The organism is Larkinella ripae, assembly GCF_054780775.1.
Genome location: NZ_BAAGVR010000001.1, coordinates 986,553 through 1,005,004, shown reverse-complemented (window position 1 = coordinate 1,005,004; position 18,452 = coordinate 986,553). Strand labels below are relative to the sequence as shown.

At 56.1% G+C, this 18,452-nt stretch carries 15 protein-coding genes; 12 read left to right on the top strand and 3 right to left on the bottom strand.

All coding sequences use genetic code 11. From position 1 onward, the window contains the following. Positions 1 to 11: 11 nt before the first annotated feature. From ACYVHX_RS04035 to ACYVHX_RS03980, 12 genes are all read left to right on the top strand, one after another. Complete coding sequence (locus tag ACYVHX_RS04035; RefSeq protein WP_460670310.1) at positions 12 to 1,487, top strand: RagB/SusD family nutrient uptake outer membrane protein; 1,476 nt, start codon at positions 12 to 14, stop codon at positions 1,485 to 1,487. Positions 1,488 to 1,540: 53 nt separating this feature from the next. Further along, positions 1,541 to 2,755: a hypothetical protein gene (locus ACYVHX_RS04030; protein ID WP_460670309.1), complete on the top strand. Its 1,215-nt coding sequence runs from the start codon at positions 1,541 to 1,543 to the stop codon at positions 2,753 to 2,755. After that, entirely contained in the window at positions 2,752 to 3,960 is a 1,209-nt protein-coding gene (locus tag ACYVHX_RS04025) for an NHL repeat-containing protein (RefSeq protein WP_460670308.1), read from the top strand. The genes ACYVHX_RS04030 and ACYVHX_RS04025 overlap by 4 nt, the downstream gene beginning before the upstream one ends. Positions 3,961 to 3,992: 32 nt before the next feature. Continuing rightward, positions 3,993 to 5,909, top strand: coding sequence for a glycoside hydrolase domain-containing protein (locus ACYVHX_RS04020; RefSeq protein WP_460670307.1), 1,917 nt, complete (start codon positions 3,993 to 3,995; stop codon positions 5,907 to 5,909). 126 nt (positions 5,910 to 6,035) lie between these two features. Next, positions 6,036 to 8,009 carry a prolyl oligopeptidase family serine peptidase gene (locus tag ACYVHX_RS04015; RefSeq protein WP_460670306.1) on the top strand — a complete coding sequence of 658 codons (1,974 nt, stop codon included), beginning with the start codon at positions 6,036 to 6,038 and terminating at the stop codon, positions 8,007 to 8,009. Beyond that, positions 8,006 to 8,944: a DMT family transporter gene (locus tag ACYVHX_RS04010; RefSeq protein ID WP_460670305.1), complete on the top strand. Its 939-nt coding sequence runs from the start codon at positions 8,006 to 8,008 to the stop codon at positions 8,942 to 8,944. Before ACYVHX_RS04015 ends, ACYVHX_RS04010 begins: the two co-directional genes overlap by 4 nt. A gap of 9 nt (positions 8,945 to 8,953) precedes the next feature. After that, positions 8,954 to 10,120, top strand: coding sequence for an SIS domain-containing protein (locus ACYVHX_RS04005; RefSeq protein ID WP_460670304.1), 1,167 nt, complete (start codon positions 8,954 to 8,956; stop codon positions 10,118 to 10,120). A 62-nt stretch (positions 10,121 to 10,182) separates the two neighbouring features. Beyond that, positions 10,183 to 11,127 carry a carbohydrate kinase family protein gene (locus tag ACYVHX_RS04000; protein ID WP_460670303.1) on the top strand — a complete coding sequence of 315 codons (945 nt, stop codon included), beginning with the start codon at positions 10,183 to 10,185 and terminating at the stop codon, positions 11,125 to 11,127. A 5-nt stretch (positions 11,128 to 11,132) separates the two neighbouring features. Further along, positions 11,133 to 11,951, top strand: a complete 819-nt coding sequence (locus tag ACYVHX_RS03995) for a class II fructose-bisphosphate aldolase (protein WP_460670302.1) — start codon at positions 11,133 to 11,135, stop codon at positions 11,949 to 11,951. A gap of 19 nt (positions 11,952 to 11,970) precedes the next feature. Then, the gene (locus ACYVHX_RS03990) at positions 11,971 to 12,321 is read left to right on the top strand and encodes an ACT domain-containing protein (protein WP_460670301.1); all 351 of its coding nucleotides are present in this window, start codon (positions 11,971 to 11,973) and stop codon (positions 12,319 to 12,321) included. 130 nt (positions 12,322 to 12,451) lie between these two features. Continuing rightward, positions 12,452 to 13,384, top strand: a complete 933-nt coding sequence (locus ACYVHX_RS03985; RefSeq protein WP_460670300.1) for a carbohydrate-binding family 9-like protein — start codon at positions 12,452 to 12,454, stop codon at positions 13,382 to 13,384. A gap of 134 nt (positions 13,385 to 13,518) precedes the next feature. Then, complete coding sequence (locus ACYVHX_RS03980; protein WP_460670299.1) at positions 13,519 to 15,312, top strand: PQQ-dependent sugar dehydrogenase; 1,794 nt, start codon at positions 13,519 to 13,521, stop codon at positions 15,310 to 15,312. Between the two features lie 86 nt (positions 15,313 to 15,398). Here the strand turns inward: ACYVHX_RS03980 and ACYVHX_RS03975 are convergent, their stop codons facing one another. The 3 genes from ACYVHX_RS03975 to ACYVHX_RS03965 all read right to left on the bottom strand — a co-directional run bounded on the left by ACYVHX_RS03975 (position 15,399) and on the right by ACYVHX_RS03965 (position 18,355). Continuing rightward, entirely contained in the window at positions 15,399 to 15,857 is a 459-nt protein-coding gene (locus tag ACYVHX_RS03975) for an RES family NAD+ phosphorylase (RefSeq protein WP_460670298.1), read from the bottom strand. Positions 15,858 to 15,866: 9 nt separating this feature from the next. Further along, on the bottom strand, positions 15,867 to 16,334 hold the full coding sequence (gene parS / locus ACYVHX_RS03970; RefSeq protein WP_460670297.1) for a type II RES/Xre toxin-antitoxin system antitoxin: 468 nt from the start codon (positions 16,332 to 16,334) through the stop codon (positions 15,867 to 15,869). 335 nt (positions 16,335 to 16,669) lie between these two features. Further along, positions 16,670 to 18,355, bottom strand: a complete 1,686-nt coding sequence (locus ACYVHX_RS03965; RefSeq protein WP_460670296.1) for a glucosidase family protein — start codon at positions 18,353 to 18,355, stop codon at positions 16,670 to 16,672. Between the last annotated feature and the right edge of the window lie 97 nt (positions 18,356 to 18,452).

Here is an 18,452-nt window from a genome sequence, read left to right as displayed (position 1 = left end):
CATTGATTCGTATGACCTCAAAGAAGATAACGACCGCGGTTGCCCTGGTCATCCTGGCCCTTTCCGGAACGTCCTGTGAAGATTTTCTGGCATCGAAACCCATTTCTCAGATCGGCGAAACGGACTTTTTCAAAACCGAGTCGGATTTTAACCAGGCGCTGGTGGGGGCCTATTCCGCTTTTGCCCAGGTGTATTCGGGCAATGGATACTATTCCCTGCTGGTCGACCTTCGGTCCGATAACACCACCGAGCTGACCGCGGGCGGGGATGGGAACGACGCCAAACGGAACATCGACGAGTTTCGGGAAACGACCGACAATGAGCACCTCACCGCCTTCTGGCAGAACAGTTACACCCTGATCGCCCGGACCAACAGCATCCTGTCAAAAATCGATGGCGCGGCCGTAGCGGACAACCTGAAAAAACAGTACAGGGGCGAAGCCCTGACGCTGCGGGCACTGGGTTATTTCAACCTGATCCGCTTATTCGGCGGTGTTCCGCTGGTGACCGAACCGGTCGCGGATATTGATGCCAGTTACCAGGTTGGCCGCTCGCCGGTCAACGAAGTATACGCCCAGATCCAGGCCGACCTCGTCGAGGCCGCGGGCCTGGTGCCGGTTTCGTATGGCGAATCCGGTGTGGGAAGGGCAACACGGGGGGCCGCCCAAAGCCTGTTGGGCCAGGTTTACCTGACGCAGAAAAAATACGCCGAAGCCGTTGCGGAGTTTAAAAAAGTTGTGACGGCGGGCACCTACAGCCTGCTGCCGGTGTATGCCGACCTGTACAAAGCCGGGCAGCAGGGCAATGCCGAAGCAATCTGGCAGGCGCAGTACAAAAGTGCCGCCAACTTTCTGGGTTCGAACCTCCCCAATCACTTTGCACCCACCGGTTCGGAAGGGATAACCATACCCTCCGGCGGGGCTTACGGGTTTAACCAGCCGACCGACGATATCGCTGCCGCTTATTCAGCCGGCGATGCGCGCCGGAACAACATTGCTGACGGCTATCAGAACGGGTCCACTTTCGTTGCCGCCAAATACATTCGCGGGTATGTGGAGCGCGAAACCGGGGGCGGTTATGCCGATTCGGGCGCCGATTGGTACGTGATCCGGTATGCCGATATCCTGCTGATGTATGCCGAAGCGCTGAATGAAGTCAATAAGGGCCCCAACGCCGATGCCTACACGGCAATCAACCTGGTCCGCAAGCGCGCAAACCTCAGCAACCTGAACGGTCTGACATACGAAACATTCAAAACGGCGGTTTACAATGAGGAACGACTGGAGTCCCCCTTTGAAGGCCATCGCTGGTTCGATCTGCTGCGCACGGATCGGGCCCTCACGGTGATGAATTCAAAAGTAACCGCCGGGGGCAGCAAAACCGTCGGCATTTCGACGCCGATCAAGCCGTACCAGCTCCTGTACCCGATTCCGGCGCTGGTTGTCTCCACCAGCACTCCGGCAATTGTGCAAAATGAGGGATACTGACCGTGGATAAAAGGGCCGATTGCTTTTTCTTTAAAAAACCGCGTCTAAACTCGTTGGTACGATCCGTTGTGCTGGCCGGTTTATGCCAGGTCTTGAGTGCACCGGCGACGGCGCAGCCCAAAATCAACAAGGATCATATCGCCTTTATCAAGTACGACGGTTTTCCCGACGCCCATTCAACCTGGGATGATATCGGGTATAGCAAACGGTTTGGCAAGGTGGTGGTCGGCGTGACCAACCACGTTGACAAAGTGATGCTGTACGACTACGATGTGACCACCGGAAAGATGACCAACCACGGATCGCTGGCGGATCGCGGCCATTTGCGACCTTTTCAGTGGCAGGCCAAAATTCATTCCAAGATCATTGAAGGGAAGGACGGATACATGTACTTCTCGACGGATGGCGGGGAGTCGCGGGAGGAGTACTTCATGGAACACCCCGCGGGTTATGCAGGCGGTTTTTTTATGAAATGGCATCCCGCAACGGACGATCTGGTCAACCTGGGAATGGGCCTGCAGTACGAAAGTGTGAAGGACATGGACATCGACCCGGTTTCCGGCAAACTGTTCGGCGTTTCGTACCCGCAGGTGCATTTCCTGGTGCATGATCCGGCCAAAAACCACATGAAGGATCTGGGGCGGCTGGGCAGTTCCCACGTGCCCCGGGTCCTGTTCACCGACGGGTGGGGCAACTGTTACTACGTCGACTGGCGCCAGCGGCTGGTGAAATACCAGACCGCCCAGGATACGCTGCTTTTTGCCCGGGAAAGCCTGCCCGCCTTTGCCGGCACACCGGGTGAGAAGATCGTCACCGGCATCACGGCTTACGCCAAAGATCAAAAAAACAACGTGATTTACCTCATCACGTACGGAGCCAAGATTCTGGCGTTTTATCCGCAGAAAGACGGTATTGGCCGAATCGAGGACCTGGGCGGGGTGGCCGACAGCCGCCCGGATGTAAAGCCCTACGGACCGTATGTCCCCAACCTCAACATCGGCGATAACGGCAAGCTCTATTACTTCGTCGGTGGTCACGGCAATTTCCTGGTCAAAAACCGGACGGTGATGATGGAATTTGATCCGCGAACCCGAAAACACACGGTCATCTACGAATACCCCGTTGACCAGCTCAGTGAAGCCACGGGTTCCGATACGAAAGACAAATTCGGTAATCTGTATTTCGCCGGGCGCCGGGAACTCGACGCCAACGACCATTCCGAACCCTTCCTGATCAAGTTTAACCCCGGCAAAAAAGTAAGCAGATGAAACTCCGATCTCTGAAAAACGTACTGGCGCTGGGGTTCGTGGGGTTGGCAATGCCGGTTTTTGCCCAGTACAGCTATTTCAAACCGTTGGAAGGCTTCGGCATTGAGGTTTCGCTTGCCAATACGTCGCTGGTACGGATGCCGATGTACCGCAATGCGATCACATCGTTGACGGTCCAGAACGACTACATCATTGGCGGCACCACGGCGCAGAAAAACCGGGCTCCGTTTTTGTTCGTGGCGTCCCTTTCCAAACGGGAAATGCTGACCCTGAAAGACCTCAACGACGACCTGCCGGGACAAACCAGCATCCGAACCGGTTTTTTCCGGGCGGACGACAAGGCCCTGTATGCGGGCACGATGGCGGGTGGCACCGGAAGCGGTCACCTGCTGCGGGTCGTGGTGGGTGTTGATGCGGGCATCCGGGTCACGGACCTGGGCACCCCGGTTCCCGGCGAAGGCGTGTTCGCGTTGACCGGAGACGCCAGCCGTAACATGATGTACGGAATCAGCTACCCCTCGGGATTCTTTTTTAGCTACAACATCGTCTCGAAAAGTGTTAAGGTGTATAAAAACAGTGGGGTCACCCCGGCGGACCTCCGTATCCTGGTGGACGAATATCACCAAAAACCGGAAGAATACCTGAGTGGCGCGATGGCGACCGACGGGCGGGGACTGGTTTACACGAGCCAGCCCATTAACCGGCTCGTGGTGTTCAACCCCGCCGACGAAAGCTTTACGACCCTCTCCGAACTGCCCGCCGTCTGGGGCCGCAGAACTTTGGGGCGCACCGAGTCCTGGGCCCGAACCGCCGACGGGCTGCTGTACGGGGGCAATGCCGGTGACGGTCAGTTGTTTCAGCTGGATCCGGCTACCCGGAAAATCAAAAACCTGGGAAAACCGGCGATGATGAACCGGCTGCGCGGGCTGTGCGTCGGTGCCGATGGCAGGCTCTACGGTTTGTCGGGCGCTTTGCCGGGCTACGTGCACCTGTTCAGTTACAGTCCGTCGGGCGAAGGCTTTACCGATCTGGGAAATCCCCAGTTTATTCTGAAGGCGCCCGGCATCGAGCAGGGAATTGAGTGGCGCGGTTTCCAGTTGTCAGCCATCGCGGCCTCCGAAGACGGGAAATACATCGTGATGGGCGAAGACGAAGCGTTGAGCCAGTTGCTGGTTTTTCCGGTCGATAAGGACTCCGGAAAATAGCCAGAAAACATTCCTGCATTGCCTGTACGCGTATGAAAAAGATAATTTTAGTTCTATTCCTAACCCTGACCCTTTGTTCGCCGGGATTGGCCAGCGAGAGTCACTCAGACTGGTCGATCTCGGTCATTCCGTCATCGGTGCGTCTGGATCCGGTAACGCACCGGGTCTATGATGCGCCGTACGGCGAAAGCAGAAAGGCGGACCGACTTCTTGCCTCAAACTGGATTTACGACGGCCGCACGGTTTCGCTAAAAGCCGCCCGGGGCGAGTACATTTCCTTCCAGCTCGTCCTGACCAACCATTCTGAAGCCGCCCTTAAGGGGATTCAGGTGTCCATGCCGCCGTTCCGTTCGGAAAATACCGGCTTTGCGAACGCACCGGAGCTTTTCCTGACGTGGTCGGTGCAGGTCAAAACGCCCACGACCGGTTATCCGCAGGCCACCTTGGGAAAGGGCTGGTATCCGGACGCACTGATTCCGTTCTCTGCCATTCAGCAGGGCACGGTTCCCCCCAAAGGCGGGTGGATTTATCCCCTGCAATTGCCGGATTTCAATAACCGGATCGAAGACCAGCGGTCCCAGTTTGTCTGGGTGGACCAGTACATTCCGTTTGAAAGAAACCGGGCTCTTCCCGGCCGCTATACCAGTACGATTTCGGTGGTCATTGATGGAGTTACCAAATCAATCCCGGTGCGGCTCGATGTCTGGGACTTTGCCATTCCGAATGAAAACAGTCTCAAGGGCAGCCTCCAGCACGAGGGGTTTGTCAGTGAGATGACGGAAAAAGACGAACTGGCGATTTACCAGTTGATGAAGCGAAACCGGGTTTGCGTCATGGACCCTACCTACAAACCCGTACTGACCAAAAAACCGGGCGGCAACACCATTGACTGGACGGCCTTTGACCGTCGCCTGAAAAAATACCTGACCGGGGCCGCTTTTACCAAATCGCATGGCTACGCGTATGGCCCGGGCTACGGCACGCCGGTCGAAACCTTCCTGCTGCCCTTTGATGTTTACGGCAAACATGAGACGGCTGGCTGGCCCGATGTGGGTAAGCCGAACGTGGAACGGAATCCGGCGAATCAGGCGGAATATACAAAAATGATCCGCCAGGTTCGTACGCACCTGAAGCCCCTGGTCAACCCGAAAACCACCGATTTGACAGTTTACCTCAACGGTCTGGACGAATCGTATTTCCCCGAAGCGTGGGACCGCATGGTGCATTACGGCAACCTGTTCAAAAAGGAATATCCGGAAGCGAAATTCCGGGTGGATGGCAGCTACAACGATACCGCGATGAAGGTGATCGATCGGTCTATTAGCGCCTGGGCGGTGCATACCATTGACTTTAATGAAGACCGGATGGCGGCCTATACGAAAAAGGGGATCGACCAATGGCTGTACGGCCCCATGATTTATGAAAGCAAGGTCAACAGTTGGGTGGGCAGTTCCACATTTACCGATTTGCCCCTGGTGAACGACCGTGCCATCAGCTGGAGTGTCTGGAAATACAGGGCCCATTCGTGGATCAGCTGGGGCATTGGTGCCGGCTGGAAAGCGGCCTGGTACGATACCGAAACCTGGAAAAGCGCCAACGACGGCGGGCATGACAACGGAAATGCCGACGGATACGACCACAAAAAAATGAACGGAAACGCCCTGCTGATCTACAGCCCCGGCATTATTCCAAATGTCCATGTGGCCGCTCCGTCAGTCCGGCTCAAAACCCTGCGCAATGGCGTCCAGGAATACGAATACATGCGGCTGCTGGCGGGCCAGGATAAAAACAATGCGCGGGCCGATGCGCTGGTGAATGACGTAATCGGCCGGCCTTTCGGGGACCAGTCCGTTGGTAAGCTGGCGGTGTGGAGCTATGATCCGGAACTGTGGGACCGCAAACGACTCGAACTGGGCGAGCTGATCAATCAAACTTCAACAAAGAAGTAAAACAAGCCTGGTTCGGCGCGCGGTTATTGAAAAAAGAAAGTTGGTAGCAGATGAAACAGGCCCGGTGCCGATTACGTGAAACAAATTCAGAAGGCAGAACAGCGGAATTAGGCTGGTAAGTAGACAATGAAACGACCGCTTGAAATAAAGGATTTGCAATCTATCGTGGTGCCGTCAGCAGCCTCCCTGTCGGCCGATCACCGGTATGTGAGCTATTCAACTACGAAGGTGCTGCTGGATGACAATGCCTATCGGAATACCGTGTCGGTGGTAGACGCTGCCACGAACACGGAGCTGAATACCTGGGAGGGATCGTCCCCGAAATGGTCGCCGGTAGCCAACGAAATAGCTTACCTTGTTGAACAGAACGGGACCGAATGGATCTGGATTTACGCCCTCTCTACGCAGGAACACCGCCCGGTGGCCCCGGTTTTTGAGTCGCATTATTTCCTCGGACACCTGGCCCTCAAAAATTTCGACTGGTCACCCGACGGTTCCAGCATCGCTTTTGTCAGTGCTTCCTCTGCCGTTGTCGAAACAGGCGGCAGCCCTGTAAAAATTGCAGACCGTATTTTATACAAGACGAAAGGCGGCCGGGGAAGGCCGGATGTAACGGACAATGAATTCTCCCACCTCTGGATCGTCGATGTCCAGGGCGGGAAGCCAGCCCCGCTGACGACTGGTCCCTACAACGACCATTCCCTGAGCTGGAGTCCGGACAGCCGACAAATCGCCTTTGTCAGCAACCGCTCGGCCGATGCCGACAACAACCAACGGCATGACCTGTGGAGTGTGGAACTGAGTAAGCGGGAAATTACCCGGCATACCGACCAGTTCGGCACGGTGTACCAGCCGGCCTGGTCGCCCGGTGGGAAACAGATTGCGTTCCTGGGTACCACCTCAGTTCGTTCCACCAACGACAGTCCCGCCGAGGACACCCACCTGTATGTGCTGTCGCCGGCTACCAACGCGCCGGTTTGTCTCACCCGGCACTTCGACCGGCGGATCGAGCAGGTCAGTTGGGACCCGGTCCAGCCCCGGCTTTATTTCACCGCGGGCAGCGAAGGGACCACCGCACTTTACCGGGTGCCCGCGGACGGGGGAACCGTTGAAAAAATCGTTGGTGAGGAGTGCCAGGTGCTCGAATACCGGGTGGACGCCAGTGGGCAATGGATCGTGTACATCCGCACGGATGCGGTTCACCCGCCCGAGATTTTTGTTCACGACGGGCAGACCGGGCAATCCCGCCCGCTGACCCGGCTCAACGAAGATGCTCTGGCGGAGATCCGTTTGCAACCCGCCACGAGTTTTTGGTTCACCAGTTTCGATGACACCAGGGTTCAGGGCTGGCTCATCAAGCCATACGGTTTTGCGGAAGGGGTCCGCTACCCGCTGGTGCTCGTCATTCACGGTGGACCGCACAACATGGCTGGGTACGGTTTTGAGGAACGGCTTCAGGTGCTTTCGGGTCAGGGGTTCGCCGTCCTGTCCATCAATCCCCGGGGCAGCAGCGGATACGGCCAGACGTTTTCGTCCGGCTGTGTGCTGGACTGGGGTGGGGGCGACTACCGGGACCTGATGGCAGGTGTCGACGCAGCGATTCAGGAAAACGATTGGATCGATGCGGACCGACTGGCCGTCACGGGCCAGAGCTACGGGGGGTATATGACCAACTGGATCATTACGCAAACGAATCGGTTCCGGGCGGCCATCACCGATGGCGGCATCAGCAATCTGGTCAGTTTCGCCGGCACGTCCCTGTACCATAGTTTGATGGAGTCTGAGTTTCAGGGGAGTATCTACGACAATTTTGACGTACTGTGGAAGTGCTCTCCGCTGAAGTATGTAAAAAATATCAAAACCCCGACGCTCTTTCTGCACGGCGAAAAAGACCATGAAGTGCCGGTTTCGCAGGCGGAGGAACTGTTCGTCGCGCTCCGGAAACGGGGGGTCGACAGTACGCTCGTGCAGTACGTTGGGGAAGGCCACGGCTGGCGTCCTGACCTGCTCCCCCGGAACCGCTACGACGTGCTGACCCGCACGGTGGACTGGTTGAAGAAACACTGTCCGAACCAAACGAATCCGAAGACCGCAGCATGAAAAATTCAAAAACCTGGATCAGTTTCGTCATCATACACGTCATTTTCATGGGCGTGTGGGGAGCGCTGATTGAGCTGCCCGAGAAGAACGGTTTTCCGCCCACCCTGGGATACGTGGTCTGGGCCGTGATGATGATCCCCGCAGCCGTCGTGGCCCTGGCTGTCAACAAGTGGAAACTGGAAACGGACAGACGGTCCGTCCTGCTCGGTTGTCTGGCCGGATTTCTCGGGGCGGCCGGTCAGCTCGTTTTGTTTTTAACCCTCCGGATCGCGCCCGCTTACATCGTGTTTCCGATCCTGTCGCTGACGCCGGTGGTGACCATCCTGATGGCCGTTCTGATCCTGAAAGAATCGACGGGGGCAGTGGGCTGGACCGGCATCGGCATCGCCGTGGTCGCCATCGTTTCACTTTCCTACATTCCTCCCGGTAATTCGGCCCTGAGCGGGTATGGCTGGGTTGTGTTGACCCTGGTGCCTTTGCTGGCCTGGGGAGCGCAGGGATTCGTCATGCGCTTTGCCAACGAGCACATGAAGGCCGAAAGCATCTTTTTTTACATGACCCTCAGTTCCCTCGCGCTCATTCCGTTTGCCCTTTGGATGACGGATTTTTCGCAACCGATCAACTATGGTCTGAAAGGACCGTACCTGTCGGCGGCCGTGCAGGTGCTGAATGCATTCGGGGCGCTTTGTCTGGTGTACGCCTTCCGGTATGGCCGGGCGATTTTCGTGGCGCCGATGACGACCGCCCTTTCCCCCGTCCTGACGGTGATTCTTTCGCTGTGGATTTATTCCGCTTTTCCCCATCCGATCACCCTCGTCGGGATCGTACTGGCTATTGCATCGGCCGTTATGATGGGAAATGCCGAGATGAACATGGAGAAAAAAGACGGTGATAAAATGCCGGTCCCGACCAAACTAGTCAATAAAATAAAATAGAATTTATGTATGCCATACCTACAGTTTGACGACCGGGAACTGGAGCGAAAAGGAGCTCGGTTCACGGCGATTGAAATAGAGGGCCAGCCGGTTCTCTGGCAGAAAATTTATGCGATGATCAGCCAGAAGCGGGCGGACATCGGAGCGTTTCTCACTCCTTTATTGAAGTTACCGGACCTGCGGATCATCCTGGCCGGTGCCGGTTCATCGGCCTTTATCGGTGAAGCCGCCCAGGGAATCGTGCAGGAAAGCACGGGGAAACTCACGCACGCCATTGCGACCACCGACCTCCTCACCCATCCGAAACTCCACTTCCAGCGGGAAATCCCGACGCTGATGGTGTCCTTTTCGCGGTCGGGAAACAGCCCCGAAAGCCTCGCGTCTGTCGAAATAGCCGATGAGCACTGCGACCAGGTCCACCACCTGATCATCACCTGCAACAAAGACAGCGCGCTGACCCACCGGAAACTGCCCAATGCGTTTTACCTGGTTCTGCCCGAACAGGCCAACGACCAGTCACTGGCGATGACGGGCAGTTTTACGGGCATGCTGCTGGCGGTTTTACTGGTCATGAAACTCCAGTCGATGGATGCCTTGCGAGCCTCACTGGAAACACTGGTGGACCAAACCCGGTCCCTGCTGAGCGAGCTTCTGCCCCGGATCGTTGCCCTGGCCAGCCAGCCATACCGGCGCATCATCTTTCTGGGCTCCGGCCCGCTGCTCGGGATCGCCCGGGAATGTCACCTGAAGGTGCAGGAACTCTCGGACGGCCAGGTGATCTGCAAGCACGATTCGTTTCTCGGTTTCCGGCACGGTCCCCGGGCGGTGGTAAACCGTGAATCACTCATCGTTTACCTGTTTTCCGCCGATCCCGTTGTGGGCTTATACGAACGCGACCTCTGTGTGGCCATCGACCAGGATGGGCAGCACGTCCCTACGGCCACCTGGAACATGCCCAGGCAGAAGCTGGACCATTCGGTGCTGGATATTACCCTGGCCAATTACCACGACGGCCCCAATGAATTATCCTTTATCGGAGCGGCCGTGGTGGGTCAGCTGATCGGTTTTTACCAGTCGCTGTACCTGGGTCTAAGGCCGGATAATCCCTCGGTATCCGGCGCGATCAACCGCGTAGTGCAGGGAGTGACCATTTATCCGGCGGTCCTCGAAGAATAGACCCGGTGGGAAAGCAAACCCACAACCGTAGCCTTTTAAATTTTTAAAATGTCTTCGCTGATATGGAACAAACAGACCTGCTGGTAGTCGGCGAGCTGAACGTTGACATCCTGCTTGATCAGGTGAACGGTTTTCCGGTGGTCGGCCAGGAGATACTGGCCCAGCAAATGCTGCTGACCCTGGGCAGTTCGTCGGCCATTTTCGCTTCCAATAGTTCGGCGCTGGGCAGCCGGGTCGCCTTCTGCGGAGCCCTGGGCAATGACCTGTTCGGAAAATTCATCCTCCGGGAGCTGCAGGCCAAACGGGTGGATACCCGGTTTGTGATCGAATCGCCCGGGCACCAGACCGGCCTGACGATGATCCTTAACTACGAGCAGGATCGGGCAAATGTCACCTATGGCGGGGCCATGAACCATTTTTCCATCAACGATATCCCCCTTCAGGCGCTGCCTCAATTCCGGCACCTTCACGTGTCGTCCTATTTTTTGCAGCGCGCGCTGCGGGCCGACATCACCACCCTGTTCGCAGCCGCCAAGGCCGCGGGTCTGTCCACGTCCCTGGATTTGCAGTGGGATCCGGCCAATGAATGGGACTTCCCGGCCCAGGAATGCCTGCCCTACGTCGATTTTTTTCTGCCGAACGAAAAAGAGCTGTTATGCCTGACCGGCCAGCGCGAAGTGGGGGGCGCCATCGACCGGCTTTCCGGTTTTGCCAACACCATTGTGGTCAAAAAAGGGATCAGGGGCGCCACCGCCTATGCAGACGGCGGGGTGCTCCATGCCGACGCTTACATCACGGAAAACTTCGTGGACGCCATTGGGGCCGGGGATAGTTTCAACGCCGGTTTTATCCACGGTTTTCTCAACGGGCACGAGCTGTCGGAATGCCTGAAATTGGGCAACCTGGCCGGAGCGATCAATACCACGGCGGCCGGGGGCACGGCGGCTTTTGTCCACGTCACGTCTGTGAAGCGAACTGCAAAAGAAATTTTTAACCTTGATTGGTAAACCCTGTGACCTTAAAAGAAAAAATGCGGCTCCTGACCTCGGAGAAAAAGGGCTTGCTCGCGACGAATTTTTACAACCTGGAAACCCTGCACGGGGTGCTGACCGCTGCGAAGGAAACCCGGCAGCCCGTCATTCTCCAACTGACCAGCAGCTCGATTGATTACATGGGCCTCCATACGGCGGTGGAGCTGGCCCGCACGGGGCTGAAAGAGTTTGGGGTGGAGGGGTGGCTGCACCTGGATCACGGATCGTCCGTCGAACTGGCGCAGGCCTGCCTGGATGCCGGGTTCGACTCGGTGATGATCGATGGCAGCGAGCTTGCCTTTGAGGAGAACGTCCGGATCACCCGGGAAGTCGTTAAACGGGCGCAGGCCTACAATGCCAATGTGGAAGCGGAGCTGGGTTATGTGGCAAAACTGGGGCAATCACACGATGCGCAGGCTTTCACGCAGGCAGGAGAGGCCAAAACGTTTGTGGAAGAAACCGGGGTCGATGCGCTGGCGGTTGCGATTGGAACCGCTCACGGTTTTTACAAGCAGGAGCCCCAGCTCCAGTTCAATTTGCTGAGAGACATCCACGATACGGTCAACACCATCCTGGTGCTGCACGGGGGCTCCGGGGTTCCCGAGGCCCAACTCCGGAAAGCAATCTCCCTCGGAATTTGCAAGGTTAATCTGGCTACGGAAATAAAGAATATTTTTATGAAAACCCTGCAATCCACGCTGAACGAAGAAGAAATCGACCTCCGTAAAGTGTTCCCGGTTGCAACCCGGAGCGTTACCCGGCTGGTGAAAGAAAAGTTAGTAATCGTGCAAAATAGTTGATAAAACCGTTACGATTGGGATGAGCGATTCCACCATTACCCTGTTTGCGGAAAATCAGATCGGTATGCTGAACCGGGTTAGTGTCATCATCTCCCGGCGCAGGATCAATATTGAAGCCATTCAGGTGACGGCATCCGGCCTTCCCGGAATTCACCGCTTTACGATCGTGGTGAACGACGACGGAGAAGCGGTTCGTAAACTGTCATCCCAATTGGAAAAACAGATCGACATTTTCAAAAGCTTTCTAAACCCAACATCGGCGAATCGTTGGCTGGCGCATAACCTTGAACTCCTGAACAGACAGGCCGACCAGGTGTCCTGGCAGGGTCCTTATGAGGTGGAAGAAAGCCGGGAAAGTGAAGGGGAATGATCGCATGGATGGGTGCATTGATCGGCAGTACAAAATCATCTGCCAACGCTGACAATAATACGGGAAATTACGACGAACTTTGACAAGCCACACTAGCACTACTTTTTAGGAAAAACACTGCCGCATTCGAATGAAAAACTACCGCCCGGCTTCCCTGCCTTTGTTCGTTGTTCTGGCGTTCGGTTGCCTGTTTTTTCAAGGGTCGGCCCTTCGAACGGATTTTAGCACAACCAGTCGGCGCGACTCGACCCACTGGACCTTTCCCTGCGACAAAAATTCCATCGAACAGTATACCGCCTACCGAACCGCCCAACCGCTCGTGATCGACGGGAAACTGGACGAGAAAATCTGGACGAAAATTCCGCGTTCACCCCGGTTCGTCGATCTGGTGTCGGGCAAGCCGGTGATTCACGACACGCGGGCCGCCGTGTGTTGGGATGCCGATCACCTGTACATCGCCTTCTGGGTGGAAGAACCATTCATCAACGCCAAATTAACCAACCAGAACGACCTGATTTACACGGAAAACGACGTCGAGGTGTTTATCGCCGGGCCGGATACGTATTACGAATTCGAGATCAATGCCTTAGGAACGCGTTACGAGGTGTTTTTTATCTGGAAAGACGCGTACGAGAAAGGCGGTTTTGGGGCCGACCCCCTCTTTGCGCTTTCCAATCCGAAGGTCAAATCGTTCAATGGCGTGGGATTCAAAAAACACCCCCGCGGGTTGCGATACGGTTCCTGGGATTTCCGCTTTCCGGGTTTGCAGACGGCGGTTCAGGTCGATGGCACCCTCAACGACAACAAGGATCGGGACCGGAAATGGACGGTGGAACTGGCGTTTCCGTGGAAAAGCATGGCGCTGCTGGCAAAGGGCGACCAGCGGTCGCTGCCGCCGAAAAACAATGATCTTTGGCGAATTGATTTTTCGCGCTTCAACACCTACAAGGAAGCCGCCCCGTCTACCGACCACGGCGGCTGGGCCTGGAATTCGCACCGGGTCTGGGATTCGCACGTGCCGGAATGCTTCCCGATGATCACCTTTTCGACGAAAACATTTTAGCCCGACTGCACCGGCGGCCACGCCCGTTAGGCAAAGCTTGCTGGGTTTCTTCGCTAAAATGGCAACAAAGCGCGCCGGCGCATTTGATTTTGGCAGGACAATGCCCTAATTTTCAACAGAAATTTAATTTTGGCATGAAATTCCGAACCCTAGTCACGTCAACGCATTCTTTTCTTCCCAAACGAATCCGCCTTTTTGCTTTGGTCCTGATCGGCCTGTCAACGTACGGCTACGGACAAAAACCGGCTAAAAAACCGGCTGCTACGCCTGAAACCGCATCCGCCAGCGTGCCGTATTCGACGGACAAGGCGGTTTTAACCAAAGGGCAGCAGTTGTTTCAGCAGAATTGCACGGCCTGCCACAATTTTCTGCAAAAAGGCATCGGCCCGAATCTGGCCAGCGTGACGCTGGAAGTGCCACCCGCCTGGCTCAAGACGTTTATTCGCAATGCGCCAGAGGTGATCAAAAGCGGGGACGCCCGGGCCTACGCGCTGGTTGAAGAATACAAACAAACGATGCCCGCGTTCACGCACCTGAGCGCCGGTGACATCGACGCCCTGACGGCTTACATTCACTCGAAACGCAAAATGACCACCACCGACGCCGGGAGCGAAAACCTGGGCGCAGTGCTGACGGACCCCATTCCGGTCAAAATACCGCCGTCCGGTTTGCGACTCGAACTCGAAGAAATCACGACGGCCCCGGCCACGGCCGAAAAGGTGCCGCGGGCCCGGATCAACAAAATGCAGGTGCTGCCCGGCGCCAAAAACCGGCTCTTTCTGGAAGATCTGCGCGGAACGCTGTACGAAATGGACGGCAAATCGCTGCGGCCGTATCTGTCGATGGCCAAAGAGCGACCCGGTTTTATTCACACACCCGGTTTGGCGACCGGTTTTGGCAGCTACGCCTTTCACCCGGATTTTTACACCAACGGCCTGCTGTACACCACGCATACCGAAAAAGCCAATGCCGCCCCCGCCGATTTTCCGTACGCCGATTCCATCAAAGTAACGCTGCAATGGGTGTTGACGGAATGGAAAGTGGCCGACCCGAACGCGACGGAGTTTGCGGGAACCGGGCGTGAGCTGCTGCGGGTCAACATGGTCAGTCCGATTCACGGCGTGCAGGAAATTACGTTCAATCCGCTGGCCAAGTTGGGCAGTGCGGATTACGGCATGCTGTACATCGGCATCGGCGACGGGGGCGCCACCGAGAACGGTTTTTACTGGATTTGCAAGGACCGGAACCGGCCCTGGGGCAAGGTGCTGCGCATCGATCCAGCCGGGCGGAACAGCAAAAACGGAAAATACGGTATTCCGGCCCACAACCCGTTTGCCAAGGACCCGTCGGCGCTGGGCGAAATTTTCTGCCAGGGCTTCCGGAACCCCAACCGGATGAGCTGGACGCCGGACGGCAAAATGCTGATTTCGGACATCGGACAAGCCTGGTCGGAAGAGCTGAACCTGGGCGTGGCCGGAGCGGACTACGGCTGGCCGGAGCGCGAAGGAACGTTTGTGATCAACTACCGGGGCCGCATGGATCGGGTGTACGCCCTGCCCGCCAACGACGCCAGTTTCAAATATACCTATCCGGCGGTCCAGTACGACCACGACGAGGGCAACGCCTTTTCGGCCGGTTTTGTCTACACCGGAACGGCGATCCCGGCCTTAACCGGCAAGTACATCTTTGGCGATATTGTCAATGGGCGGGTGTATTTCGTGGAAAGCAGTCAGTTGCAACCCGGCAAACAGGCACCCATCCAGGAGCTGAAACTAGCAGTGGCCGGAAAACCCGCCAACTTCCAGGCGCTGAGCAACAGCAAAAAAACCGACCTGCGGTTTGGGCTGGGGCTGAATCAGGATTTCTACATTTACACCAAGGCCGACGGCCGGATTTACAAAATCAGGGACTGCGTGCCGGAGCGGTAGGCGGTTTTAACCGTTACGGCTTTCGGGAAGCCCCTCCGATTTTGGAGGGGCTTTTCTATTTTTTTTGAACTGATCAAAGATGCATTTTAGTGCTTCACCAAACGGCTATCCACAGGAAACGGCACATTCTCCACGATCTTGACCGCATCGCGAAAGTCGGGAAAAAGCGTGTGCAGCAAATAGTTACGTGACCGGCTAACAAGGGCTGAGGGAACCGATACGGTCAGATGGTTGGGGTTTGTCAACCAGTCTGATAAATAAGTTTGCAAGGGTTCATACTGCGAATCGTCCTGCCAATCCGTTGGTAAATCGTTCAGAGTAATGGTCTGGCAGGAATCAGGAATGTCCAGAACCAGCAGGTGAAAACTGGGAATGAAAGCCGGGTTCAGGTGAGCTATGATTTCCAGTAATGCCAATTCGGGGGTCGCGGAAGTATACAGAATGGGGTAGCCTTTCGGATTCCAGCGCCCACCCGCCCGACGCGCTCCTTCAGCAGACAACGGATCCGCAATATAAGTGCTTTTGTACAGGCGGTAAACCAGCATAAAATTCCCTTACGTGTACACGCCGTATTCGATCCGCGTTAGCACATCGTCTACCAGCCCAAAACCGCTGATGGTAGTTAGCAATTGAACGGGGGATTGCCCTTTCAATTCGCGCAGAGGATAGCGGAGCCAGTTGGCCAGGGCATTCGGCTGTCCGTCGAAAACCAGCAAACCGTGTGCGGCCAGGTTTTCCAGCAGAAGCAAGCGTTCGGACGAAGGAACATCCAGTTGTCCCTCGCTCCGGAAGCGGTGCAGGGTCCGTTCGGCAATCTGGAGAATAGAGGCCAGTTCTTTCAGCGAAAGATTCAGGAGTTGAGCCAGTTGATCGACCTGCTGAGTTGAAACGCCTTTTTGCGCCCGCTCAATGATCGTAAAACCCGATGCCCGTTGCGGCTGGTAAGGCGTTCCGGTTTTTACCGTTGAAGCCGGACGGCGACGTGCGGAAGACGAGGACAAGGGGCGGTTTACAGTAGCCATTCATTCCTGATTTGTAGTAAATATAACTGCCAAAAAGCAGTTATGCAATTGTTAATTGGCAGATTTGTTACCCTTATCTTAACGTCTCGGCCACCTTATCGAATAACGTTCCAGTTCGCTTTCTTCCACAATTTTCACGCGTGGCTGCTGTTCGATCAGTTGAATGGCCTGATCGTAAGACTTGTACAAAAGGCGGTTTTTGGGCCGGGCCACTAGTGAACTGCATTATTACGGCCTGAAAATAGTACGGTTATGATATTCTAAATAAACAGAAGACGGTTTGTTCATTTCTAATTCAGGCAGTATTTAGTCCCTCAGCAGCCATTAATTTATCCTCACCGATACCCCACCGCTACCGTCCGTTCCCCGCCCGGCACGTCCTTCACCACCACATACCGGCTGTCTTTCACCGTCTCCAGGGTGAAAACCGCCGGTTTGCCGTCGAGGGTGACGCGCCGGGCCTGTTTGCCGGGCGGCAGCAGGTGCCGGATTGTGTAGCGTTTCGGGTCGCCCTGCACCCGGAGGGAAACCGTCTTCCGCTGGGGGTCGTGGCGGTACGAATAGCGTACCGATTTGCCCGAAGGCCCGTACGCAATCGTGGTGCTGACCTCGTTTTTGCCAGCCGCCAGCCAGCGGGGCGACACCTCCACCGTCTCGAACGAGTGGCTCAGATCCACCACGCCCGCCAGCCCTTCCACCATCGCGCTCATGACCGCAGCCTGCCCCCAGTTGTCGGGAATGCCCTCGTCCACCGTGCCATCCGGTTTGTAAGAAACCGGCAACTGCCCGTTGTGCTGCTCGTTCAGGGCCATCATCCGCTTCAGAATATCGACGCCGTAGGTTTCAAAACCGTGTTGAAAAGCGGCTTTGGCCAGCTCCCCGCCGACAATCGTGTTGACGCCCCCGTTCATGTAGGAACCCGGCAAATAGTCGGCAAAGCTCGGTTCGACCGGCGGATACACGCCAAACCATTCGGCAAAGGAATTGATCGCGTTTTTGGCTTTCAGATTCTGGTACGTCTGAAGGATCGACTGCGCCATTTCCTCGGTCGGCAAACCGCGGTTGATGTCGTACGGGTTCGACAGACTCAGTGTGTTTTTCTGGTCCATTTTCAGGTAATCCGGCATCGGGTCGTCGGGCACGAAATGGGCATAAAACCGCCCGTTCCAGCACAGTTGGTTGGTGCGCGTCCGGATGCCCTCACCCTGCCCGCGCCAGTAGGCGATTTTTTCGGTATTGCCCAACGCTGCGTACAACTGCGCCAGTTGCCGACAGGCCGCGTAGGTGCCGCTGTTGTCGCCGTGCATAATGCCCATCGGCGTGTTTTCGTCGATGTTGAAAATGCCGGTTTGCACGTCCTTGCCCTGTTTCACGTATTCGGCGCGCGTCGTCGGCAACTGCATGAAATCCCAGGTGTCGAGCGTGTAGCCGCGTTTCACCAGCTGGTATTTTTTCGACCACCGCAGCGGGTCCGTCATCGAGTAAGTAAGGCCTTTTTCCAGCTTCCCGATCCACTGACGAAGGTAGGCCGTGTCGCCCGTGGCCTGCCAGATGTAATGCCCGCCTTCCACCATCAGGTATTCCAGATCGGCTTCGACCGGCAGCCGGTGTAACTGAATCGTGTCGCGCGCGATGATCTTCCAGTACCGCTTTTCAAACAGGTTCATCCGGTGGCTTTCGCGCGCGACCATCGGGTAGTAATAGTCGTAATACAGCCCTTCGGGCGTCTGTTGTTCCATAAAAAACTGCCAGAAACTGCTGATGTCGGGCTCCAGGTATTTCATCGCTTTCATGACGTGCACGTTGTCGCGAATCCACTGCACAAACTGTTTCCGTTCCCTGCCGCCAAACCGCACGGTTTTTCGGTATTGGGTGTTGATCAACTGGGTTTTGAGGCTGTTGAAAAACGCTTCGTATTCGCCGGAACCCGGGCCAAACTGCGTCTGCGCCTGCCCGAAAACGGGGAGATAACTGCCAACCAGAAAGCTAATCAGAACGAGTATTTTACGGAATAACACCATGAACGTAAGGGCTGAATGGAAAAGGAAACGCTAAAAAGGGGCGTTTAAAACGGGTATTTATCCTGCTTTATCTGCGCCTGAACGATAGAACAGGATA